The organism is Rhodococcus sp. ARC_M12 (assembly GCF_022810385.1).
GTDB lineage: Bacteria > Actinomycetota > Actinomycetes > Mycobacteriales > Mycobacteriaceae > Rhodococcoides > Rhodococcoides navarretei.
The window spans coordinates 1-23434 of record NZ_JALGQI010000001.1; the positions used below are offsets into that span (position 1 = coordinate 1).

Below are 23434 nucleotides of genomic sequence, written 5' to 3' on the forward strand. Positions count from 1 at the left end.
CCATAAGAAACAACCCGCGAACCCGACACCACCGCAACACCACCGACACCGGCCACACCCACAGCACCAGCCAACAACTCCGGCAACACCACACCCACCACAGACCGCGGACCACGAACCGGAGCCAGGCGAGCGCGTTCGGCGGCGGACAGAAGGTCCACGTCACCGATCAGCAGGTCCGGCTCACTCGTCAGAGCGTCGAGGATCCGCAGCACGCGGCGACCGAGTTGAGCCACGCTCGTAGCGTCGAACAGTTCTGTGGCGTAATCGAAAACGACAGTGGGAGAATTGGACTCGTCGACGGTGACGACGAGGTCCATTGCCGATCCGTCCTGCGGCAAGGCGGATGGACCGAATCGGAGCGCAACCTGCGCAAGGGGGTTGTACGACCCGGTGCTGGGCAGGCCGAGGGCACGAACGACGTCATCGAACGACGCTTCGCTGTGCGCCATCGCGGCATCGAAGTCCGTACTCGACGACTCGACGAAGTCGGAGAACGAGTGCCGACCGTCGGGTCGAGTCCGCAGAACGACGGCGTCGCCGGCAGCAGTGGGCACGGCAATCGACACGTCGTCGGTGTTCGCCAAACGAGACAGCAGCACAGCCAGCACGGACTCGAAGACCACGAACGGGGTCGTGGACCGGTCGGCGGCCAATCGTTCCACAGCGCCCCAGGTAGCGGATCCGACAGCCACCTCATGAGACGCACGAACATGGCCGATACGCGAGGGCCGCGGTCGATCGCAGGGCAGATCGAGCAGATCGGGCGCATCGGCCAGGCGATCGGCCCAGTACGCGGTCTGGGCCGCGACACGGCGACGTCGTTGGCCTTCGCTGGCGCTGTCGGGGTGCACCTCGACAGCGGGAGTATCGGGGCCCGCCGCGATGAAGGCTTCCACCATGTCGACGAAGCTCGAATGGTGTGCGGTGAGGTCGTCGTCGTCGTACCGGTTCGGGTTGGCCCTGAAGTCGACGTATGTCCTTGCCGGAGAACCACTCTGATAGACATTGACCAGAAGATCCTCGACCGGACCCGACGTCACGATGTTGAATTCGCCGACGATCGACCCGAGCTCGATCTGCTGGTGGAACAGCATCATGTTGACCATCGGGCCGGCGAGCTGCTTGTCACTGCCGGATGCCGCGAGTTCCCGCCGGATGTCCTCGATGCTGAAGCGCTGGTGCCGCAGCGCACCCATGAGCTCCAACTGCACCTGTTGCACGAGGTCGCCCACGGTGGCGTCCTGGGACACGTGCATCGGAATCGGTGCGACGTTGACGAGCATTCCGCCGGATCGACGCAGCAAGGCAGTGGTGCGCGCCGACACCGGGATGTTGACCAACACGTCTTCTCGCCCGGTCATTCGGGAGAGGTAGCAGCCGAACGCAGCGATGAACACCGCAGCGGCGGTTCCGCCCTTGCTGGTGTCCGATCCTTCGAGTGCGTTGACGACGTCCTCGGGCAGGGCGATGCTGCGCAACTTGCTCGCTGCGATGGTGCGCCCAGGCCGGTTGGACAGAGATGCTCCGTCGTGGATGTCCGCAGCGCGCGAAGTCCAGTATTCCTTGTCGGACTCGAACCGTGACGACGTCCGGTACTCCTGATCGAGCTCGTACAGTCGGCGAAGCTCCGCGGCTTTGTTGGGCGCAGGTTCGACCTGCTCGACTGCTGCGGTGTAGAGGGCGGCGGTGCGATTGACGAGCGTCATGGCACCGTAGCCGTCCAGGGCGACGTGGTGGATCTTGCTGTACCAGAGGTTGCGCTCGTCCTCGACCTGGATGATCCAGCTCTCGACGAGTGGGTCGTTCTCCATGTCGACCGGCTGTACGTAGTTCTCGTCGATCCAGCGCAGGGCCGAGGTCATGGGATCGTCTTCGTCGCGCAGGTCCAGATAGTGCACGGACTGGTCGATGGAGTGATCGACCATCTGCACCGGTTCGCCGTCGACCTGCGTCAGGCGGAGGTAGGCGGACTGGAATTCGTGTCCGGCCTGCGCCGACGCTTCCTGCAGCACTGCTATGTCGAGGCTGCCTCGCAGATCTACGTACTGGGCGATGCAGACCGGTACATCAGGTGCGAGTTGTTGCGCGAACCACATGCCTCGCTGTGCAGAGGACAGCGGGAAGCCGCTCTCGAATCCGGAGCCGGACGGAGGTGTCTGTGACCCACCGGTCGTCGTAGCGCGCATTCACTTGCCCTTGGGCGACACGGTAGCGGCGGCGATTGCCGACGTCGGGTCGATCGACCCGGAGCTTTCGGTTCGGCTCGGACTGTCGAGCCGCGTCGGCCTCTGCGCGCGATTGGGCAATTCTGGCTTCCGTTCTGGTCTGCATCGGTGTCGGTTCGACACACGTTCGGTGGTGAAAGAGTTCTGTATCGATTCGTCGCGCTCGGCCGAGCGGATTGAAACGGGGAGTCAGCCGGGTTTCACCGCAGAGAACAAACTGTGAGATCGGAGAACCGGCGGCTACCGACAGTCGATTGCATCGTCGTGTGCAACACGAACTCCCCCTCCCGCCAGGCGTATGGCACGCTCGAAATGCTCACGTCGACAGTGCGCTACTGCATCGACGCCGATACCGTCGGCCATCCGCTGAAGTCACACCCGAATTCGGCATCGAACACCTCCAGCGGCCTTCAAAGATACAACATCGGTGAGATTCCTTTGTGCGGTAGTCATAAAAATCATCGACCATCATCTCCAGCCTGTTACAGAAGTGACCACCAGTGCCACTCGAACGTGCCCTATTCGGTCGAACGAATGACGTTGCGCGGCGTTCGCCACAACACCGCGGGATCTGCATCGGACTCCGGGATACGTAAAAGCCGGAATTTGCAGACTCACCGACGGTTTTCGGCAGAAGAGCGCCGTCCGGCCAGAACCGTCGCGCCGAGCGCGACGACTGCGGCCAGACACAACACCAGTTCCGATCCGCTGCCGAGCCTGGTGGCGACGGTGAGCGATTGGCGTAGGACCACACTGGAAACCAGTACATCAGCGGTGAAGAGCGGCGTCTGCTGTAGGACACCGCCGTCCGGTGCCACGATCGCGCTGACGCCACTGGTGGCGGCCACCACGACCGTTCTCCCGTGCTCGACGGCGCGCACTCTGGACATCGCAAGTTGTTGGTAGGTCATTTCGGTGTCGCCGAAGGTGGCGTTGTTGGTGGGGATGGCAATGAACTCGGCACCCGAGCGGACCGATTCCTCGAGCGCACGATCGAATGCGACCTCATAGCACGTCGCTATTCCCGCGGCTATTCCTGCGGCGTTCACCACTCCGTTTCCCGACCCCGGGACGAAATAACCCGCTCGGTCGGCATATTCCGAAAACAAACGAAAAAAGCTTCGGAATGGCAAGTATTCGCCGAACGGTTGAATTATCTTCTTGTCGTGCCGCTCACCCGGCCCATCCGTACCGTTCCACGCAATAACCGAATTCGTGTTCGTGCCATCGGCATTGACCAGAACCGTACCGACGAGGATCGGGGCTCCGACAGCCACGGACGCCTGTGTGATGAGAGTCGCAGCGTCGGCGTTTCTCAACGGATCGATATCGGACGCGTTCTCGGGCCACACCACGAGATCCGGCGCGGGCTGCCGACCTGCATCGACGTCGGCGGCCAGCGCCATCGTCTCGCTGACGTGATTGTCCAGTACAGCGCGACGCTGGGCATTGAAATCGAGACCGAGCCGCGGAACGCTGCCCTGTACGGCTGCGATCGTCACCGTCCGTTCGTCACCCTCCGGAGCGTCGTTGCTGTGCAGAGTCGGCAGCACGGCCAGCGCCACGATCGATGCGACTGTCGTTGCAGCGACCGGTCCGACGACGGAACGCATTCCGTTCCGTCGGGAGCCCAGCAGCAGTAGTGCAGCCATGCCGGTTCCGGTCAGTGCCACACCGAAACCGAGCAACGGTGCACCACCGATGCTCGCCAGGGGCAACAACCAGCCCTCGGGCTGACCGAAAGCCAATCTGCCCCACGGAAAGCCACCGAAGGGAACACTGGATCGCAGCCATTCGGTCAGACTCCAGGCCAATGCCATCGACAACGGCCACCAGGCAGTTCGTGCTGCCAGCACACCGAGAGTGCCGAACAAGCCGACGAAGACGGACTCGGCGGCAGCGAGCGCCAGCCACGGCATCGGACCGACGTAGACACCGATCCACGGCAGCAGCGGAACGAAGAACCCGAGACCGGCGGCGAAGCCGTACCCGAACCCGGCTTTGAGCGACACCGATCGTCGCCCACCGAAGCCGGTCAGGACTGCGGCCAGCATCGCGATGCCCACTGGTGCCAGGAACCACAGGGTTCGCGGAGGAAAGCTGGCGAAGATCAGGCCACCGCCGGCGACGGACAGCGCGGTGGACACCGCTGCCCGGCGCAACCTCTCCCCCGACGAGCGCTCCGTCACAGCGGTCGGAACCGACTCACTTCTCATGGATGACCTGTCCACGATGCACCGTCATCGAGCACTGGGGGCTCGCGGACGTCACGTCGAGACTCGGCAACGGCGACACACCCGCTCGCGGATCCGTCGACCAGCGTTGCACGCTGTCCTTGGGAGCTCGTACAACGAGTTCGTCGACCTCCCACACCGCGAAGGACGCGGGCGCTCCCGGCACCAACGTGCCGGCCAACCCGTCTCGGACTCCGCCCGCGCGCCACGCTCCGCGGGTCGCGGCCGAGAAGGCAGCCCGAGGCGAGATGGCACTGCCAGGCGTGTGATGGTTGACCGCGGCTCTGACCGTCGCCCACGGATCGAGACGGGTGACCGGCGCATCCGATCCCAGTGCGAGCGACACCCCCGCCGATGCCAGGCGGGCGAACGGATGGAGCGCCGAAGCACGCTCGGTGCCGAGCCTCGCTGCATACAGTCCGTCCGAACCGCCCCACAATGCGTCGAACCTCGGTTGCATGCTGGCTATGACACCCCACGAGGCCAACCGGTCGGCCTGTTCGGGTGCCACCATGGCCAGGTGTTCGAGCCGATGGCCGCAGGCGGCTACGGCAGGAGTTCCCAGCCGAGCCACCACCTGCTCGAAGGCGGCGACAGCGGCCGAGACAGCCGCGTCACCGATGACGTGAAAACCCGCCTGCACTCCGGCCGTGGTGCAGGCCGAGATGTGTGCTGCGATCGCATCGACGTCCTCGTACGGTTCGCCCGATCCGGTGCCGTCCGCGTACGGCGACGACAACCATGCGGTCCGTGATCCGAGCGAGCCGTCGACGAAGATGTCTCCGGCCAGCCCGTGGGCACCGGTGTCGTCCAGCAGTTGCCGTGCCTGCTCGGCCGTCTCTACCAGTTCGCCCCAGTAGCCGCGAACCTCCACTCCGTGTTCGGTGGCCAACAGTTCACGGAAGTCGTCGAGACCCGACACGATCGGACCAGCGCATTCGTGGACTGCGACGATTCCCTGCGCCGCAGCAACGTCGAGCGCAGCAGTTCGAGCCCGGTCCCGAGTGTCGGCTGTCATCATCGACCGTGCCGTCAGACGTGCGAGGTGATGTGCGGCGGCGGTAAGTGGAGACTGCTCCGAAAAACCTGCGGTGGATTCGATACCGGACGCGGCGATGCGCAAGGGCGTCGAGACGGCGGCCGAATGCGAATCGATGCGAGTGAGGTACACCGGGCGCCCGGGCGCTGCCGCATCGAGGTCGGCAGTCGACGGTGCGCGTTGTTCGGGCCACCCGGATTCGTCCCAACCGTGTCCCCAGACCAGGGCGTCCGAGGACGACGAAGCATGCTCGGCGAGCGCCCGCACGCAGTGTTCGAGCGACGTGCAGCCGGACAGATCGAGACCGATCAGAGCAAGACCCAGATCGGTGACGTGCACGTGAGTATCGACGAACGCCGGTGCCACGAAGGACCCGGCCAGGTCGGTGATGCGGACTCCTGGGTGGAGCGCTCGACCGGTTCGATCCTCACCGATCCAACTGACGATTCCATCGGTCACGGCCATGGCGGTGGCGTCGGAAGCTGTCGGACTGTAGATCCGTCCGCCGCAGAACAATTCGGTGGTCACGAACGACCAGTCTGCCCCTACCGGTGTGGCTTCCGGAAATCCCCGGCAGCGGAATCGAACCCGTCGGCCTCGATCACCTGTCCTTCGAGGATCGGCGCAGAACCGGAGGCATTCGGTGCTCGAGTGCTGTCGTCGACGCGATCGTCGAGGATCTCACCGTCGATGACGGTAGGTCGCATGCGCCGCGTCGCGGTCGCAACCTGCGGCAACCAACGTGCGGCGGCCCACATCACCGCTGGGCGTAGTAGCCACCTGGTCGGCGGAATCAGCAACAGCAATCCGACAACCGTGGTCACCAGACCCGGAACGAACATCGCGACCGACCCTGCGGCGAACAGAGCGCCGTCGGCAACAGCGCCGCCGGCCGACCGCTCGCCTCGCGATGCTCGCTGCAACCCGTCCAGCACCCGTCTGCCCTGCGACCGCACCAGCAGTGACCCGATCAGGGATCCGCCGATCAACAGCACGACGGTCCAGAGCACACCGATCGCGCTTCCCACGGCGACCAGCGCTGCGACCTCGACCACGACATAGAGTACGAACAGAGCGAGCATGACGGTCCTTTCTTCGCTTCACCGGTACAACGCGCGGGAAGTCCGAAACGCTCCCGAGGTGCCCGGTTTGCTGGAAATTCTCTAGGAACCCGGTCGCACGAGACCCGTCTCGTAGGCCAGAACCACGGCCTGGACTCTGTCGCGGACACCCAGCTTCGTCAGGATTCGGCCGATATGGGTCTTGATCGTCGCCTCGGACAGATGCAGGACTGCGGCGATCTCGGCATTGGACAGCCCCGTTGCCAAGTGCACCAGGACCTCGCGTTCACGCCCGGTGAGGGCATCGAGTACCGACGCATCGGCGATCGATTCGGACTGGGCGACGAACCGCGAGAGCAAACGTTTGGTGACCTTGGGCGAGACGACGGCATCGCCTGCGGCCACGCTGCGGATCGCGGAGATCAAATCCTCCGGGGGCGTGTCCTTGAGCAGGAATCCGCTGGCACCCGCCCGAAGCGCACCGAGGACGTTGTCGTCGAGGTCGAACGTCGTCATCACCAGCACGCGTGCTTCGGAGCCGGATTCGGTGATGGTGCGGGTGGCGGCGACCCCATCGATGCCGGGCATACGAATGTCCATCAACACCACCGTCGGGGCCAGCCTGGTCACGGCCTCGACAGCAGCTGCGCCGTCGGATGCCTCCCCCACCACCGCGATGTCGTCCTGTGCCTCGAGCACCATGTTCAAACCCATACGCATGAGTTCCTGGTCGTCGACGACGACAACGGTGATGGGCACGGACTCAACCTAGTACTCAGTCGATCGGCAGCGTTGCCCGCACGAGCCAATTGCCGTGTGGGGTGCGGCCTGCGGACAGGGTGCCGTTCAATACGGCGACCCGCTCACGCATACCGAGCAATCCGTGTCCGCCGCCTGCCGTCGACGACGGTTCGCTACCGGTTCCGTTGTCGGATATCTCGACGGTGACCGCCTCGTCCTCGCGAACGACCTTCACGATGGCGCGTGGGGCGTGGCCGGCGTGGCGCAGAACGTTGGTCAACGATTCCTGTACCAGACGGTGCACGCCCAGGCTGATCGCCGGACTGATGTCGTCGAGGTTCCCGGTCTGTTCGATCTCGACGTTCAATCCGGCTCGCCCCATCATCTCGACGACCCGAGCGAGGCCCGCGGTGCCGTACTGGGGCATGTCGTCCGAGTCGGGTGACGTCCGCAGCAACGCGACGGTCCTTCGCAACTCGGACAGCGCGAGTCGACCGGTCGCCGAGATGTTGGCGACCGCCTGCTCCGCGCGTTCGGGGTTTCGCCTGATCGCGTACGAGGCGCCGTCGGCCTGGACGACCATGACGCTCACGCCGTGAGCGATGACGTCGTGCAGTTCTCGCGCGATGCGCGTGCGCTCCATGATCACCGCCTCTTCGGCGCGGCGGTCTCTGTCGTACTCGGCCACGACGAGTCGAGCCTGAGTCGCTTCGTCGTAGGCCCGGCGGGCCCCGAGAAATTCCGCCGCAACCCACGACAATGCGTACATCAGCGCGCTGAACAGCAGTGTCGTGAACAACGGTTGGTCGAACAGAAACAGATTCGCGGCGGTGTACGCAGCCAGGGTGACGGCATAGACGCCGCCCTGTGCTCGACCGACGTACGCGACCAGCGTGTAGAGCATGATCGGCAGGGCCAGCGCGGCCGGATGACCGTTGTACGCGTCGCCTGCCATACTGCCTGCGATGTCGGAGGCAGTGGTCGTGACGAGAGTCACGGCCGCGATCGAGCGGGGCAGACGCCGACGCCACGCGACGGGAAGCGTCAGCACCACCGAGAACACCAGAAACAACGGTCCGTTCAGACCGTCGGACGAGCTGACGAACACCAGTATGTCGACGAGAAACAGCCCGACTGCCAGGAGAGCATCGGCCACGAAGGGCTGCCCACGTAGCCACAGACTGAATCGACGCATGTGATTGAGTTTGCCGTATGACTGCTGCCGACTGGGGACTGCTGTTGGTCGCTGCCACCGCAGCCGGTTGGGTCGATGCAGTGGTGGGCGGAGGCGGCCTGATCCTGTTGCCGGCAATCCTCCTCGTCGCACCGCAACTGACTCAGCAGGCAGCGCTGGCGACCAACAAGGCAACCGCGGTGTTCGGTACCGTCGCCGCCGTCGTCACTTTTGCGCGGAAGGTGACGCTGAATTGGACGGTGCTGGTGCCGGCCGGTGTGCTCGCGGCCGTGACCTCCGCGCTCGGCGCTGCCGCGGTGTCGTTGATCGACCGCGAGCTGTTCATCCCTATCATCATGGTCGTTCTCGTCGGCGTGGCAATACTGGTGACGTGCCGCCCGACCATCGGTCGAACCGCGGCACCGTCGCCGCCGACCCATCGCAGAGTGCTGATCGTCATCGGTCTGGCCGCCGCCGGAATCGGCTTCTACGACGGTATCCTCGGGCCCGGCACCGGAACGTTCCTCATCATCGTCTTCGCCACGATGCTCGGCACCGAGTTCGTGCGCAGTGCCGCGATGGCCAAGGTGATCAACGTGGGATCCAACGTCGGTGCTCTCGCCTTCTTCGCGGTCACCGGCAGCGTCTACTGGCAACTGGGCGCGGCCATGGCGGTGTGCAACGTCTTCGGTGCCGTCCTCGGGTCGCGGACTGCGGTCGCTCGCGGTGCCGGATTCGTGAGAATCGTCCTGCTCGTCGTGGTCGTGGGGATGGTCGTTCGGCTCGGGTGGCAGCAATTCGGCTAGCGTCAGCAGTCGTGACGAGACAATCGAATCGGTCGGTCGACGCAGACTTCCTGGCTCTACCCTTGCGTGCCCTCGCGGATGCCGCGCTGAGCACGGCACGGTCGGCAGGTGCGACACATGCCGACGTTCGGGTGCAGCGCTCGACGACTCAGTCGATCTCGCTGCGCGACGGCTCCGTTCAATCCGTCATCGATGCCGGTGAGATCGGCCTCGCCGTGCGGGTGGTGGTCGACGGCACCTGGGGTTTCGCCTCGCACGCAGAACTCGGCACCGAGGCCGCCGCAGCCACGGCCCGGAGTGCAATCGAGGTGGCGACGGCCCTCAGATCGCTCAACCGCGAGCACGTAGAACTCGCTGCCGAGCCGGTGTACTCGGATGCAACGTGGGTGTCCGAGTACGAGATCGACCCGTTCGCGGTACCCACCACCGAGAAGGTGGCGCTGCTGGCGGAGTATTCGTCTCGGCTGGCCGCGTCGGACGGGGTCGACCACGTCACCGCCTCGGTGCTGCAGGTCAAGGAACAGTCGTTCTACGCAGATCTGGCCGGCAGCAGCATCGTGCAGCAGCGAGTGCGACTCCATCCGCAGTTCGAGGCCACCACGGTGGATCGATCCGCCGGTGCGTTCGAGACCATGCGCACGCTCGCGCCACCCGTCGGACGGGGCTGGGAATATCTGGGTGAGCACAGCACGTGGGACTGGGCCGAGGAGCTGGCCCGGATTCCCGAATGGTTGGCCGAGAAGGTGAAGGCACCGACCGTCGTGGCGGGACCCACCGATCTGGTCATCGATCCCAGCAATCTGTGGCTCACCATTCACGAGTCGATCGGGCACGCAACGGAATACGATCGGGCCATCGGGTACGAGGCCGCCTACGCCGGTACCTCGTTCGCGACCCCTGATCAGTTGGGAACATTGCGCTACGGATCGCCCATCATGCACGTCACCGCCGATCGGACCGAGATCAACGGCCTGGCCAGTATCGGCTGGGACGACGACGGAGTGGCGTCGCAGAGATGGGACCTGGTGCGCGACGGGACACTCGTCGGTTACCAACTCGATCGAGTGTTCGCACCGAAACTCGGGCTCGAGCGATCCAACGGGTGTTCGTACGCAGATTCTCCGCATCACGTTCCGATCCAGCGGATGGCGAACGTGTCGCTGCAGGCCGACCCCGACACCGATCGGTCCACCGCCGACGTCATCGGCGAGGTGGAGGACGGCATCTACGTCGTCGGAGACAAAAGCTGGTCCATCGACATGCAGCGCTACAACTTCCAGTTCACCGGGCAACGCTTCTACCGCATCCGCAACGGCGTGCTCGACGGCCAGGTGCGCGACGTTGCGTACCAGGCGACCACCACCGAATTCTGGGGCTCTCTGGCACTGCTCGGCGGAGCGTCCACCTGGCGACTGGGCGGTGCATTCAATTGCGGTAAGGCCCAACCCGGACAGGTGGCCGCGGTCAGCCACGGCTGTCCGGTCGCGCTCTTTCGTGGAGTCAACGTCCTGAACACCCGATCGGAGGCAGGTCGATGATCGCCGCGCAGCTCGTGATCGAACGTGCACTCGCCTGCGCGAGTGTCGACGACACCATCGTGATCGTCACCGACTCCAGCGACGCAACTTTGCGGTGGGCCGGAAACTCGATGACCACCAACGGAATCGCGACCTCCCGGCGATGGGAGGTGGTCTCCATCGTGCGAGACTCGACCGTTCGAGTCGGTACCGTGTCGTCGACGAGTGTCGATCCGGACGACATTGCGGCCGTGGTTCGGGCGAGCGAAGCGGCAGCGCGGTCGGCAGAGCCTGCCGAGGACGCGATGCCGCTGCTGACCCCGGATTCGGTCGTTGCTGCCTCCGGCTCGGAGGACTGGGACCGCAGTGCGACGCACACGTCGATCGACGTGTTCGGCTCGCTGGCAACGGAATTGAACGTCGGCTTCGATGGCGATGACGCGCTGTACGGGTTCGCTCAGCACACCGTCGACAACGTCTGGCTCGGAACCTCGACCGGTGTTCGTCGTACGTTCACTCAACCCACAGGTTCGGTCGAGATCAACGGCAAGCGGTCCGGGGCGAGCGCGTGGGTGGGCACCGGAACCACCGACTTCCAGGACGTCTCTGCCGCAACCATGTTGGCCGAGCTGTCCACTCGACTCGGCTGGGCCCGGAACACCATCGAACTGCCCGCCGGTCGCTACGAGACACTGCTGCCACCGTCGGCCGTGGCCGACCTCATGATCTACCTGATGTGGACCATGGAAGGCCGCGGGGCGCAAGAGGGACGCACCGCACTCTCGCGGGCAGGGGGAACACGCGTCGGCGAGAAGCTCACCGAACTGCCGCTGACGCTGTACTCCGATCCTCGCGAATCCGGACTCGAGCACGTGCCGTTCGTGGTGGCCGGGTCGTCGAGTGATTCGGTATCGGTGTTCGACAACGGCATGGACATCGAGCGCGTCGACTGGGTGCGCGACGGTTCGGTGGCGGCCCTGTCCTACCCGCGATCAGCAGCGCAGAAATTCGGCGCACCCGTTGCGGTCCCGGGAGACAACCTCGTCATGACCGGCGGCACCGACACCCGGCTGGACGACATGGTCGCGGCAACCGAGCGCGGTCTGCTGCTGACCACACTCTGGTACATCCGAGAGGTCGATCCGACCTCGCTGCTGCTCACCGGCCTGACCAGAGACGGTGTCTACGCCATCGAGGACGGTCGAATCATCGGCGCAGTCAACAACTTCCGGTTCAACGAAAGCCCCCTGGACCTGCTGCGACGCGTTACCGAGGCGGGAAACACCGAGGCGACACTGCCGCGCGAGTGGAAGGACTGGTTCACCCGCACAGCAATGCCGCCGCTACGCATCCCGGACTTTCACATGTCGTCGGTCAGCGCTGCTCAGTAGCGCTCTACTTGTCGGGGCCGGAGAGCTCGAGTGCGATGTTGTCGGGGTCGCGGAACTCCAGGATGGACAGTCCGGGTCCTGCGTCCTTGATGCCCTCGTGCGCGATGCCCAACTCGTCGAGTGTCTTCACTGCGTCCTCGAGCGCGGCGCGGGTGTCCACCGTGAAGCTCAGGTGATCGAGCCCGCAGCGGTCCTCGGCGAACGTGTCGTCGCTCTTTGCGACCGGCCGCAGACCCAGCAGGCCGCCGCCGAACTTGTAGATGACGCCGCCGAAGAGGAACCAGAGGGCCTCCTTGGTCTCTTCGTCCGCGTCGGGATCCCAGGCGTACGCGACGTCGAAGCCGAACACCGAATCGTAGAACGACCGGGACCGGTCGATGTCGCTGACGGTGAGGCGAACATGGTTGTAATCGGTCACTGCAATAGGCACGTGATGCTCCATTCCGGCAGCAGGGGAAGCTACCTCATGAAGCATTCGGAACTGCGCATACGAGTGATGGTGCCGACTTCGCCTCAGGCGGCGGTGATCGCCAGCCCGACGGAGCCGCTCTTGCCCCGGCGCAGCACACTCCCCTTGACGGTGAGCCAGCCGAGAATGCCGTACTTCGACGCGATCGCTGCACGGGCCTTCTCCGTCTCGGCCGCGTCGAGTATCTCGGCCCGCGCCTCGACCGCGTCTCCCTTGGGGTTACCGCGCATGTCGCACGGCGCCAGGGTGACTGCGGAATTGCGCCGAATTCGTTTGACCTTCCATGAATCGGCCACCGTCCACACCAGCAGCCGATTCCCGTCGAGTGCACCCCACAGCGGGGTCGGCACCCCGGTGCCGTCCTTCTTGAACGTCGTCAGCAGTACGTACTTGCCCTTGGCAATGTCTTCGAAGGTGGCAGCCATACCGCTCAGAGTACGTCGCTACTCCCCTTCGAGCTCGCCCTCGGTTTCCAGATACACCTGACGCAAGCCGTCGAGAACCTGCTGGTCCGGCTCGGCCCACATCTTTCGCTCCGCCGCTTCGAGTAGCCGCTCCGCGATACCGTGCAGCGCCCACGGATTGGACTGCTGCATGAACTTCTTGTTCTGCTCGTCGAGCACGTACGTCTCGGCCAGCTTTTCGTACATCCAGTCCTGCACCACGTCGGTCGTCGCGTCGTAGCCGAACAGGTAGTCCACGGTCGCCGCCATCTCGAACGCGCCCTTGTAACCGTGCCTGCGCATCGCTTCGAGCCACCGCGGGTTGACGACCCTGGCGCGGAAGACCCTGGCCGTCTCTTCCGAGAGCGTGCGTGTGCGAACCGATTCCGGCCGCGTGCTGTCACCGATGTACGCCTCGGGCGACTTTCCGGTCAACGCACGCACGGTTGCGACCATGCCGCCGTGGTACTGGAAGTAGTCGTCGGAGTCGGCGATGTCGTGCTCACGCGTATCGGTGTTCTTGGCGGCGACGGCAATGCGCTTGTAGGCGGTGCGCATGTCGTCCGAGGCCGGAACGCCGTCGAGACCGCGGCCGTACGCGAAGCCGCCCCAGGTGGTGTAGACCTGCGCCAGGTCGTCGTCGCTGCGCCAGGTCTTGCTGTCGATCAGCTGGAGCAACCCGGCGCCGTACGTGCCCGGCTTCGAGCCGAAAATGCGTGTGGTGGAACGCCGTTCGTCACCGTGCTCGGCGAGATCGGCCTGCGCATGCGCTCGCACGTAGTTCCGATCGGCCGGCTCGTCCAATGCGGCGACCATACGGACCGCATCGTCGAGCAACGCGAGCACGTGGGGGAACGCGTCGCGGAAGAATCCACTGATGCGGACCGTCACGTCGATGCGGGGTCGATCGAGCTCCGCGAGGTCGATCACCTGGAGCCGCGTCACCCGGCGCGACGCCTCGTCCCACACCGGCGAGACTCCCAGCAGGGCGAACACCTCTGCGATGTCGTCGCCGGAGGTCCGCATGGCCGACGTGCCCCACACCGACAGCCCGACGGATTTCGGCCATTCGCCGTGATCCTGGCGGTAGCGAGCGAGCAAGGACTCCGCCATCGCCTGCCCGGTCTCCCACGCCAACTTCGACGGCACGGCCTTCGGATCGACGGAATAGAAGTTGCGACCCGTGGGCAACACGTTGATGAGTCCGCGCAACGGTGAACCACTCGGCCCTGCCTCGATGAAACCTCCGTCGAGCGCGTGCAGTACCTGAGCGATCTCGCGCGAAGTCCCGCGCAGACGCGGGACGACCTCGGCTGCGGCGAACTCGAGAATCTGCGCAACCACTGCGCCGTGCTCGCCCGCCACTCGTGTGGCCGCGGCGGGATCCCACTGCGTTGCCTGCATCGCCGCGACCAATCCGTGGGCGACGGCCTCGATGCTGTCGACGCGGGTGCGATCCTCGTCGCCGTCCTCGCTGAGCCCCAGTGCTTCTCGCAGTCCGGGAACCGTCTGCTCCCCGCCCCACATCTGCCGGGCCCGCAGCATTGCGAGAACCAGTTCGACCTCGGCGTCTCCGACCGGTTCCTGCCCCAGGATGTGCAGTCCGTCGCGGATCTGCACGTCCTTGATCTCGCACAGCCACCCGTCGACGTTGAGCAACATGTCGTCGAACACTTCCTCGTCGGGGCGCTCCTCCAGTCCGAGGTCCTTGTGCATCTGCGCAGCCGTCATGAGGGTCCAGATCTGCTGCCGGATCGCGGGCAGCTTGGCCGGATCGAGCGTCGAGATGTTCGCGTGCTCGTCGAGCAATTGCTCGAGCCGCGAGATGTCGCCGTAGCTCTCGGCGCGCGCCATCGGCGGAATCAGGTGATCGACGAGAGTGGCGTGCGCCCGCCGCTTGGCCTGCGTGCCTTCGCCCGGATCGTTGACGAGGAAGGGATAGATGAGCGGCAGATCGCCCAAGGCCGCATCGGTTCCGCAGGAAGCGGACATCCCGAGCGTCTTGCCGGGCAGCCATTCGAGATTGCCGTGCTTGCCCAGGTGCACCATTGCGTCTGCACCGAACCCGCCGTCGGCCTGCGTGGCCGAGATCCACCGATACGCCGCCAGATAGTGATGGCTCGGTGGCAGGTCCGGGTCGTGATAGATCGCAACCGGCTTTTCGCCGAACCCGCGCGGCGGTTGGACCATGATCACCACATTGCCGAATTGCATGGCAGCGATGACGATTTCACCGGCCGGATCGGCAGATCGATCGACATAGAGATCGCCGGGTGCCGGGCCCCAATGCTCGATCACGCCGTCACGCAGATCCGCGGGAAGCTGCTCGAACCACCGGCCGTACTGCGCCGCCGAGATGCGAATGGGGTTGCCCTCGAGCTGGGCGTCGGTGAGCCAGTTCGGATCCTGGCCGCCGCGGGCGATCAGCGCGTGGATGAGCGCGTCGCCGTCGCGCGCAGCCAGACCGGGCACCGAATCCGGGCCCTCGATCGGTCCGAGGTCGTAGCCGGCGGTGCGCATGTCCGACATCAGCGCGATCGCGCTGGCCGGGGTGTCGAGGCCGACGGCGTTGCCTATTCGCGCATGCTTGGTGGGGTACGCCGAGAACATCAGGGCGATGCGGCGATCGGCTGCCGGAATGTGCCGCAGCCGCGCGTGCCGGACGGCGATGCCTGCGACCCGGGCGGCTCGTTCGTGATCGGGGACGTACGTGGTCAAACCGTCGTCGTCGATTTCCTTGAACGAGAACGGGACCGTGATGAGGCGGCCGTCGAACTCCGGCACGGCAACCTGCGTGGCCACGTCCAGTGGGGACAGTCCGTCGTCGTTCTCGGCCCACGTCGCGCGCGAACTCGTCAGGCACAGACCCTGCAGGATCGGTACGTCGAGCGCAGCCAGCTCGGCAACGTTCCAGGCCTCGTCGTCGCCGCCCGCCGACGCCCCGGCCGGTTTGGTTCCTCCCGCCGCGAGAACGGTCACGATCAGGGCGTCCGCCGATTTCAGGGTGTCGAGGAGGTCGGGCTCCGCGGTACGCAGCGAGGCGCAGTAGATCGGAAGCGCGGTGGCCCCGGCGTTCTCCACCGCGGCGGCGAGGGCATCGATGTACGTCGTGTTTCCGGCCAGGTGCTGGGCGCGGTAATACAGGATCGCCACCGTCGGACCGGCGGAGTGCGGAGTGGAGTGGCGCTCGAGGTGGCCCCACGTCGGTAGGTGCCGCGGCGCGTCGAAACCGTTCCCGGTCAGCAACACGGTGTCGGAGAGAAAGTTGTACAGCTGACGGAGGTTGTCGGATCCGCCCTCGGCCAAATAGTTGTGCGCCTGCGCGGCAACGTTGGCAGGCACGGTCGAGATCTCCATCAGGTCCGCGTCGGGTGCCTGTTCGCCGCCCAGTACGACGACCGGCAGTCCGGTGGCGAGGACGGCGTCGATCCCCGACTCCCACGAGCGCCGCGATCCCAGGATGCGCACGATGATCAATTCGGCCGATTCGGCCATCGCCGGAATGTCCTCGGCGAGCAGGCGCGAGGGATTGCCCCAGGCGAAGTCTGCTCCGCTGGCACGGGCGCTGAGCAGATCGGTGTCCGACGTGGACAGCAACAAGAACACGGGTAACGCCCTCCTCGGGGGTTTCGCGCCCCTGATGATCGGTATAACTTCTCTTCGGTTCGTCGGTGAGAGGGTCTGACTTCTGCCCCGTCCCGAAGGACCGAGGGCCATCACAGTGGCGCGACCGTACCGGATTCTCGCCGGTTTCCTCTCGGCCGGAGCCGTGGATATCGAATGCTACCGGGGCGAGCGTGGAATCGGGCCACCCGTTGCGCTTGTAGCCTGGTGACCATGAGTTCGCCAGAGAGGTCGGTGCCCGACGGCTGCCCAGGAGCGTTGACGACCCACCTGGCCGCAGACGGGCCGCTGGCGCGAATCCGGCTGCCCGGCGGCGTCGTGTCACCGGGCCAGATGCAGGTGCTGGCGCAGGCCGCAGCCGAGCTGGGCGACGGCACGTTGGAGCTGACCTCGCGGGGCAATATTCAGGTGCGCGCGGTGTCGGACCCGGACGGCTTCGCGAGCAGGTTGGCCGACGCAGGGTTGCTCCCGTCATCGACTCACGAGCGGGTGCGCAACATCCTCGCCTCTCCCCTGTCGGGCCGGTTGGGAGGTCTCACCGATGTGCGCGCGCTGGTCGGTGCATTGGACGAGGGCCTGTGTGCGCGACCCGATCTGGCGGACCTGCCGGGGAGGACACTGTTCGCACTCGACGACGGCCGAGGCGACCTGTGCGGACTCGAACCGGATTTCGGTGCCTACGCCCAGTCCGACGGGTCGTTCGCGGTGCTGTTGGCGGGCCGGGACAGCGGCGTTCGCGTGGACCGAGACAGTGTCGTGTCCACGCTGTTGAACTGCGCGGGTGCTTTCGTCGAACTGCGGCAGTCCCAGTGGCGGCTGGCCGAATTGGACGACGGGCCGGCCCGGATCGTGGACTGTCTCGGGCTCTCGGCCGGCCCTGTCCTGCCGATGCCCGCACCTGTGGAGGTGCCACCGATCGGATGGCTCGACCAGGACGACGGACTGGTGGCGCTGGCTGCGGGATTGGCCAACGGCGTTCTCGGGGCGCGGCTCGCCGAGTTCCTCGCGGCCATCGACCGCCCGCTGATCATGACCCCGTGGCGCTCGCTGATCGTCTGCGACGTGGACGAGGAACCGGCCGAACAGGTCGTCCGCGTGCTCGCCCCGATGGGACTGATCTTCGACGCGGCGTCGCCGTGGATTCGGGTGAGCGCCTGCACCGGATCTCCGGGATGCGAGAAGTCGTTGGCCGACGTGCGAGCAGACCTCTCCGCGGCAGTCGATGCCCGGATGACTCCGCGCGACGAACGGCAACATTGGTCCGGGTGCGAACGGCGTTGCGGACGACCCAAGGGCGAGGTGACCGACGTCATCGCGACGGGAATCGGCTACCGCGTGTCCTGAGTGGGTGCCTCGGCCCGAGGGACGACCGGCTGTCTGCTGAGGGGTCCCTCTCCCCTATCGTGATCGGCATGCACGACTACGTCCGCGACGGCGCGGAGATCTACCGACAATCGTTCGCGACCATCCGCGCCGAAGCAGATCTGTCTCGGTTCGCGCCGGATGTCGCACAGGTCGTCGTGCGCATGATCCACGCGGTCGGAGAGATCGATCTGACCGAGACGATCGGGTACACCCCCACGGTCGTGACCTCCGCTCGCGCGGCACTGAACTCGGGAGCGCCTATTCTGTGCGACGCAAACATGGTGGCCACCGGCATCACTCGTCGGCGTCTTCCGGCCGACAACGAGGTGCTGTGCACCCTGTCCGATCCTCGGGTACCGGATTTGGCTCGGAGTATGGGAACCACGAGAACCGCTGCCGCGCTGGAGTTGTGGGGCGACAAGCTCGGCGGTGCCGTCGTCGCCATCGGAAACGCGCCGACCGCACTGTTCCACCTGATGGAGATGCTCGCGGCCGGAGCCCCGAAACCCGCAGCCATCGTCGGCGGGCCGGTCGGATTCATCGGCGCAGCGGAGTCGAAGGAGGATCTGATCGCAGCCGACCTCGGCGTCGAGTATCTGGTTGTTCGAGGCAGGCGTGGTGGCAGCCCCATCACCGTCGCCGCGGTCAATGCCATTGCGAGCGAACAAGAATGACCAGCACCGGAAAGCTGTGGGGAGTCGGCGTCGGTCCCGGTGATCCGGAGTTGTTGACCGTCAAGGCCGCTCGTGTGATCGCCGAGGCCGACGTGATCGCCTTCCACAGTGCGCAGCACGGCCGCAGTATCTCCCGCGGTCTGGCGGCCGGATACATGCGCGACGGACAGCTGGAAGAACACCTGGTTTATCCGGTGACCACCGAGACCACCGCGCATCCGGGTGGGTATCAGGGCGCAATCGACGAGTTCTACGAATCCGCCGCCGCACGGCTGGCCGCCCATCTCGACGCAGGACGCTCCGTAGCGCTTCTCGCAGAAGGTGATCCGCTGTTCTACAGCTCCTACATGCACATGCACAAGCGGTTGGCCGATCGTTTCGAGGTCGAGATCGTCCCCGGCGTGACGTCGGTCAGTGCCGCCTCGGCGGCGCTGGCAACTCCGCTCGTGGAGCGAGACGAGGTGTTCACCGTGCTCCCCGGCACGCTGCCCGCAGACGAACTGACGCGCCGACTGCGCGCCACCGACGCGGCCGTCATCATGAAACTGGGCCGGACCTACCCGACTGTGCTCGAGGCCCTCGAGCGTTCCGGCCGGCTGGGTGAGGCGCGCTACGTGGAACGGGCCAGCACGCCCCGGCAGCGAGTACTCGACGCCGTGGACGCCGACAACGTGCCGTACTTCTCGATGATCGTGGTGCCGAGCCCGTCCAACCGAGCCGAAACACCCACCGACACCGGCGAAGTGGTCGTCGTCGGCCTCGGTCCCGGCGACGACGCATGGACGACCGACGAGGTACGCGCCGAACTGGCCGCCGCCACCGATCTGGTCGGTTACGTCACCTACATCGACCGGGTACCGCCGAGGCCCGGGCAGATTCGGCACGCGAGTGACAACAAGGTCGAGTCCGAACGAGCCGCGTTCGCCCTCGACCTCGCCAAGCAGGGTCGCCGAGTGGCCGTGGTGTCCTCGGGCGATCCCGGGGTGTTCGCTATGGCCACCGCCGTCATCGAAGTGGCGGCCGAGCAGCAGTGGAACTCGGTACCGGTACGGGTGGTGCCCGGAATGACGGCCGCCAACGCCGTCGCCAGTCGAGTGGGCGCACCGCTGGGACACGACTACGCCGTCGTTTCCCTCTCCGACCGCCTCAAGCCCTGGGACGTCGTCGCAGCGCGGCTCTCGGCGGTCGCCGGAGCCGACATGGCGATCGCGATCTACAACCCGGCGTCGAAGTCGCGAACCTGGCAGGTTGCGGCCATGAAAGAGATTCTGCTCGAGCATCGTTCGCCCCAGACCCCCGTGGTCATCGGACGCGCAGTGGGCAGCGAGCAGGAATCCGTTCGCACCGTGTCGCTCGGCGAACTCGACCCGGGATCGATCGACATGCGGTGCCTGCTCATCATCGGATCATCGATGACGACGGTGGTCGACACGGGCAGCGGGCCGAAGGTGTTCACCTCCCGCCGGTACCCGTCAGAGACCAGCGCGTAGCCGATTCGTCAACCAGTCCACGGCGGCGGCGACGTCGAACACCATCGGTGCCGAGCCGGTTCGCGCAGGACGGTCGACCACGATCACCGGAATCGATGCCACCCGGGCGGCATCGAGCTTGGCTCGGGTCATGTCGCCGCCACTGTTCTTGGTGATCAACAGGTCGACTCGGTTGTCCGCGAGCATCATCGACTCGTGGTCGACGTCGAACGGCCCACGGCTCAGGTGCAACGTCATGTGCGGCGGCTCGGGACCGGTCGGAGGGTCGATCGCCCTGACCAGAAACCACGAGTGATCGACACTCGCGAAATGGTGAACGCCCTGCCTGCCGGTTGTCAGGAACACCCTGCTACCAGTGGGGATCGCCGACGACGCGTCGGGCAACGACGCAACGGAGGTCCATCGATCACCCTCGCCGGGGGTCCACGGTGGCCGCGTCAGCACCAGGAGCGCGACCGACGACGCTCGAGTGGCCTGCTCGGCGTGTGCTCCGATGGTGGAGGCGAACGGGTGTGTCGCGTCGACCACCACGTCGATCGAGTTGTCTCGCAGCCACACTGCCAGGGCATCCGGCCCCCCGAAGCCGCCGATTCGCGTCTGCCCGACGGGCAGTATCGGCTCGGCGACCCGTCCGGCCAGCGAGGTGATCGTCTCGATCCCCTGCACCGTGTCCAAAGTCGCTGCGAGTACCCGCGACTCCGTCGTACCACCGAGAATCAGGACTCTCACCGTTTGACCGCGCTCCATTGCGTGACCGGGAGCTGCGGTCTCCACGTCGTGAACGCACCCAGCGGTTCACCGCGATAGATCTGGAACCTGCGGAGCTCGCCGCCGTACTTCGCCGCTGCGGTCAGCAGCAACGAATCCGATTCGGCGGTCACCGAATTCGCGACCACTCGTCCGCCGGTGCGCACCGCGCCCCAGCATGCCTCGAGCATGTCGGCACCGGTCAACCCACCACCGATGAACACCGCATCCGGTGCAGCGTCCGCGACCGCAGCGAAACTCTCCGGGGCACCGCCGTGCACCACGAGGCCTGGAACTCCCAGGTTCAGTGCATTTCTCTCGATCTGCTCACGGCGCGCCTGCGAATTCTCGAAGGTCACGGCGCGACAGGATCCGTCGGTCCGCAACCATTCGATGGCAATGGTTCCCGACCCGCCGCCGATGTCCCACAACAGCTCTCCGGGTGCCGGTGCCAATGCGCTGAGCGTGAGCGCTCGAACCTCCCGCTTGGTCATCTGACCGTCTCCGGTGTAGGCAGAATCGGCCAGGCCGGGAATGCGGGTGTGGCGGGGCGCGTCGGGATCTCGGACACAGTGCAGCGCAACGACATTGAGTGGATCGACGCCCTCGAACGTCGACTCTCGCGCAATCCCGCCGACGACCCGCTCGGCCGGTCCGCCGAGCTGCTCCAGGACCGTCATCTCGGTCGCTCCGAAACCGTTGGCGGACAGCGTCACCGCGATCTCACCCGGCGTGCTGGCGCCCTGGCTCAACACCAGTATCCGACGACCGTCGGCCAACTCGGGCAACACCGTCTCGGCCGGGCTGTTCACCAGCGACACCGTCGTGGTGTGGTGCAGCGCCCAGCCCAACCGCGCACACGCCAACGACACCGAGGACGGGGCCGGGAGCACCCGCAAGCGGTCGGCGCCGAACTCCCGCGCCAGGCTCACCCCGATGCCGTGGAACATAGGATCCCCGCTGGCCAGCACGCACACGCGAGAACCTGCGCAGGCGTCGATCATCGGCCGCAGATTCGGCAGCAACGGACTGGGCCACGTCCTGGTCTCGGTGCAGTGCTCCCGCACCCCCGCGACCTGACGGGCGGAACCCAACACCACGTCTGCGTGCTCGATGGCCGTGCGGGAAGTGAGGGGCAGTCCGTCCCAGCCGTCCGCACCGATTCCGACGACCACGATCGGACTGGGCACGGGTGCACCCATCAGCGCGGCATCCTGCGCCAGAGCCATTGCGGCAGTAGACGCATGGCGAAGAAGACCGGGCGCAGAGTGCCGGGAATCCAGACGCTGGCCCGACGCGTGCGCAGCGCCGCGACAACACCGTCGGCAACCTGATCCGGCGTACTCGACATGGGCGCGGGTGTCATCCCCTCGGTCATGGAACCGATGACGAATCCGGGACGAACGAGCAGGAGATGCACCCCGCTGCCGTGCAGTGAGTCGCTCAGTCCGCTGGCGAACCCGTCGAGACCGGCCTTCGCGGATCCGTACACGTAGTTGGCGCGTCGCACTCGAACACCCGCGACCGACGAGAACACGACCAGGTCGCCGCTCCCCTGTGCTCGGAGAAGCTTCGAGGCGTGTGTCAGCACAGAAACCTGAGCCAGGAAGTCGGTGGTGATGACGTCGAGAGCGTGCCGCGCGTCGTCCTCGGCACGCGCTTGATCCCCGAGGATCCCGAACGCCAGCACCACGATCCCGATCGGACCGTATCGCTCGGCAACCCGGTTCAGAAGCTCGGCGTGAGTGTCCATCGCGTTCGCGTCGAACTCGACGGTGTGGACGGCGTCCGCGCCTGCCTGCTGCACTCGCCGTTGCTGGTCATCGAGGGCGGTGCTGCGCCGAGCTGCCAGTACGACGGTTCGCCCCGCGGCGAGCCGGGTAGCGACCTCGAGTCCGATCTCGCTGCGCCCGCCCAACAGCAACAGCGTGCCGGCCGCGGGTTCTGCTCGTCTGCTCACGCCGACCAGTCTTGCCGATGAAATCGCATTCACTACAGTCGGGGCATGGCCGCCACCCCCGCAGACGCGACTGCCCTCGCCGACGACGCATTCGAATTCCTTGCCGAGCGACACCTGGCCACTCTGACGACGCTGCGACCCGACGGAACCCCGCACGTCGTCGCCGTCGGCTTCACCTACGATGCCGAAGCCCGGTGTGCTCGGGTCATCACCAACGACGTGTCGCAGAAGGCCATCAACGCCGGCCGCGGTGGCTATGCCGCAGTGACACAGATCGACGGTGCCCGCTGGCTGACGTTGGAGGGTCCGGCGTCGGTCCGAAGTGATCGTGACGCGGTCGTCGATGCGGAGAACCGGTATGCGCAGCGCTACCGCGTACCCAGGGAGAACCCCACCCGGGTCGTCATCGAGATCCAGGTGCAGCGGGTACTGGGTAGCCGTTCGCTGCTCAACCGCTAGCGGGCCACCTAC

At 65.9% G+C, this 23434-nt stretch carries 19 protein-coding genes; 7 read left to right on the forward strand and 12 right to left on the reverse strand.

Going from position 1 to position 23434, the window contains the following annotated elements; genetic code table 11:
• The 6 genes from MTX35_RS00005 to MTX35_RS00030 all read right to left on the reverse strand — a co-directional run.
• Positions 1–2189: condensation domain-containing protein (locus MTX35_RS00005; RefSeq protein ID WP_243593016.1), on the reverse strand; the 2189-nt coding region annotated here is incomplete at its 3' end.
• Positions 2190–2842: 653 nt separating this feature from the next.
• Positions 2843–4444 carry an apolipoprotein N-acyltransferase gene (gene lnt, locus MTX35_RS00010; protein WP_243593017.1) on the reverse strand — a complete coding sequence of 534 codons (1602 nt, stop codon included), beginning with the start codon at positions 4442–4444 and terminating at the stop codon, positions 2843–2845.
• Entirely contained in the window at positions 4434–6029 is a 1596-nt protein-coding gene (locus MTX35_RS00015) for an amidohydrolase (protein ID WP_243593018.1), read from the reverse strand. The genes lnt and MTX35_RS00015 overlap by 11 nt, the downstream gene beginning before the upstream one ends.
• A 17-nt stretch (positions 6030–6046) precedes the next feature.
• Positions 6047–6583 carry an FxsA family protein gene (locus tag MTX35_RS00020; RefSeq protein ID WP_243593019.1) on the reverse strand — a complete coding sequence of 179 codons (537 nt, stop codon included), beginning with the start codon at positions 6581–6583 and terminating at the stop codon, positions 6047–6049.
• Positions 6584–6664: 81 nt separating this feature from the next.
• Positions 6665–7321 carry a response regulator transcription factor gene (locus MTX35_RS00025; protein ID WP_243593020.1) on the reverse strand — a complete coding sequence of 219 codons (657 nt, stop codon included), beginning with the start codon at positions 7319–7321 and terminating at the stop codon, positions 6665–6667.
• Between the two features lie 16 nt (positions 7322–7337).
• Complete coding sequence (locus MTX35_RS00030) at positions 7338–8498, reverse strand: sensor histidine kinase (protein ID WP_243593021.1); 1161 nt, start codon at positions 8496–8498, stop codon at positions 7338–7340.
• Positions 8499–8515: 17 nt separating this feature from the next.
• Here MTX35_RS00030 and MTX35_RS00035 point away from each other — a divergent pair, with 17 nt between their 5' ends.
• Genes MTX35_RS00035 through MTX35_RS00045 form a run of 3 tightly spaced genes read left to right on the forward strand, consistent with a single transcriptional unit; the run spans position 8516 to position 12191 of the window.
• On the forward strand, positions 8516–9283 hold the full coding sequence (locus tag MTX35_RS00035) for a TSUP family transporter (protein ID WP_243593022.1): 768 nt from the start codon (positions 8516–8518) through the stop codon (positions 9281–9283).
• Between the two features lie 11 nt (positions 9284–9294).
• A complete protein-coding gene (locus tag MTX35_RS00040; RefSeq protein WP_243593023.1) occupies positions 9295–10821 on the forward strand; it encodes a TldD/PmbA family protein in 1527 nt (508 codons plus the stop codon).
• Positions 10818–12191 (forward strand): metallopeptidase TldD-related protein, encoded by a 1374-nt coding sequence (locus MTX35_RS00045; protein ID WP_243593024.1) that lies wholly within the window; start codon positions 10818–10820, stop codon positions 12189–12191. The genes MTX35_RS00040 and MTX35_RS00045 overlap by 4 nt, the downstream gene beginning before the upstream one ends.
• 4 nt (positions 12192–12195) lie before the next feature.
• Here MTX35_RS00045 and MTX35_RS00050 read toward each other — a convergent pair whose 3' ends face one another.
• The 3 genes from MTX35_RS00050 to cobN all read right to left on the reverse strand — a co-directional run bounded on the left by MTX35_RS00050 (position 12196) and on the right by cobN (position 16709).
• Positions 12196–12621 (reverse strand): VOC family protein, encoded by a 426-nt coding sequence (locus MTX35_RS00050; RefSeq protein ID WP_243593025.1) that lies wholly within the window; start codon positions 12619–12621, stop codon positions 12196–12198.
• An 83-nt stretch (positions 12622–12704) separates the two neighbouring features.
• The gene (locus tag MTX35_RS00055) at positions 12705–13085 is read right to left on the reverse strand and encodes a PPOX class F420-dependent oxidoreductase (protein ID WP_243593026.1); all 381 of its coding nucleotides are present in this window, start codon (positions 13083–13085) and stop codon (positions 12705–12707) included.
• Positions 13086–13103: 18 nt separating this feature from the next.
• Complete coding sequence (gene cobN, locus MTX35_RS00060) at positions 13104–16709, reverse strand: cobaltochelatase subunit CobN (RefSeq protein ID WP_243593027.1); 3606 nt, start codon at positions 16707–16709, stop codon at positions 13104–13106.
• A 231-nt stretch (positions 16710–16940) separates the two neighbouring features.
• On the opposite strand from cobN, the gene cobG reads away from it, so the two are divergent.
• From cobG to cobJ, 3 genes are all read left to right on the forward strand, one after another.
• On the forward strand, positions 16941–18071 hold the full coding sequence (gene cobG / locus MTX35_RS00065) for a precorrin-3B synthase (RefSeq protein WP_243593028.1): 1131 nt from the start codon (positions 16941–16943) through the stop codon (positions 18069–18071).
• A gap of 68 nt (positions 18072–18139) precedes the next feature.
• Entirely contained in the window at positions 18140–18766 is a 627-nt protein-coding gene (locus tag MTX35_RS00070; RefSeq protein WP_243593029.1) for a precorrin-8X methylmutase, read from the forward strand.
• Positions 18763–20256 (forward strand): precorrin-3B C(17)-methyltransferase, encoded by a 1494-nt coding sequence (cobJ, locus tag MTX35_RS00075; RefSeq protein WP_243593030.1) that lies wholly within the window; start codon positions 18763–18765, stop codon positions 20254–20256. Before MTX35_RS00070 ends, cobJ begins: the two co-directional genes overlap by 4 nt.
• Here the strand turns inward: cobJ and MTX35_RS00080 are convergent.
• Genes MTX35_RS00080 through MTX35_RS00090 form a run of 3 tightly spaced genes read right to left on the reverse strand, consistent with a single transcriptional unit; the run spans position 20239 to position 22963 of the window.
• A complete protein-coding gene (locus MTX35_RS00080) occupies positions 20239–21003 on the reverse strand; it encodes a cobalt-precorrin-6A reductase (protein ID WP_374230203.1) in 765 nt (254 codons plus the stop codon). The two genes, cobJ and MTX35_RS00080, sit on opposite strands and share 18 nt — an antisense overlap.
• Positions 20982–22232: a precorrin-6y C5,15-methyltransferase (decarboxylating) subunit CbiE gene (cbiE, locus tag MTX35_RS00085; protein ID WP_243593032.1), complete on the reverse strand. Its 1251-nt coding sequence runs from the start codon at positions 22230–22232 to the stop codon at positions 20982–20984. The genes MTX35_RS00080 and cbiE overlap by 22 nt, the downstream gene beginning before the upstream one ends.
• The gene (locus MTX35_RS00090; protein WP_243593033.1) at positions 22205–22963 is read right to left on the reverse strand and encodes an SDR family NAD(P)-dependent oxidoreductase; all 759 of its coding nucleotides are present in this window, start codon (positions 22961–22963) and stop codon (positions 22205–22207) included. The genes cbiE and MTX35_RS00090 overlap by 28 nt, the downstream gene beginning before the upstream one ends.
• Positions 22964–23008: 45 nt before the next feature.
• On the opposite strand from MTX35_RS00090, the gene MTX35_RS00095 reads away from it, so the two are divergent.
• Positions 23009–23422: a TIGR03618 family F420-dependent PPOX class oxidoreductase gene (locus tag MTX35_RS00095; protein ID WP_243593034.1), complete on the forward strand. Its 414-nt coding sequence runs from the start codon at positions 23009–23011 to the stop codon at positions 23420–23422.
• The last annotated feature ends 12 nt before the right edge of the window (positions 23423–23434 follow it).

Coding starts and splice junctions, on each gene's coding strand:
- lnt (WP_243593017.1), bottom strand. CDS start 4,444: ATGAGAAGTGAGTCGGTTCCGACCGCTGTGACGGAGCGCTCGTCGGGG.
- MTX35_RS00020 (WP_243593019.1), bottom strand. CDS start 6,583: ATGCTCGCTCTGTTCGTACTCTATGTCGTGGTCGAGGTCGCAGCGCTG.
- MTX35_RS00030 (WP_243593021.1), bottom strand. CDS start 8,498: ATGCGTCGATTCAGTCTGTGGCTACGTGGGCAGCCCTTCGTGGCCGAT.
- MTX35_RS00035 (WP_243593022.1), top strand. CDS start 8,516: ATGACTGCTGCCGACTGGGGACTGCTGTTGGTCGCTGCCACCGCAGCC.
- MTX35_RS00045 (WP_243593024.1), top strand. CDS start 10,818: ATGATCGCCGCGCAGCTCGTGATCGAACGTGCACTCGCCTGCGCGAGT.
- MTX35_RS00055 (WP_243593026.1), bottom strand. CDS start 13,085: ATGGCTGCCACCTTCGAAGACATTGCCAAGGGCAAGTACGTACTGCTG.
- cobG (WP_243593028.1), top strand. CDS start 16,941: ATGAGTTCGCCAGAGAGGTCGGTGCCCGACGGCTGCCCAGGAGCGTTG.
- MTX35_RS00070 (WP_243593029.1), top strand. CDS start 18,140: ATGCACGACTACGTCCGCGACGGCGCGGAGATCTACCGACAATCGTTC.
- cobJ (WP_243593030.1), top strand. CDS start 18,763: ATGACCAGCACCGGAAAGCTGTGGGGAGTCGGCGTCGGTCCCGGTGAT.
- MTX35_RS00080 (WP_374230203.1), bottom strand. CDS start 21,003: ATGGAGCGCGGTCAAACGGTGAGAGTCCTGATTCTCGGTGGTACGACG.
- cbiE (WP_243593032.1), bottom strand. CDS start 22,232: ATGGCTCTGGCGCAGGATGCCGCGCTGATGGGTGCACCCGTGCCCAGT.
- MTX35_RS00095 (WP_243593034.1), top strand. CDS start 23,009: ATGGCCGCCACCCCCGCAGACGCGACTGCCCTCGCCGACGACGCATTC.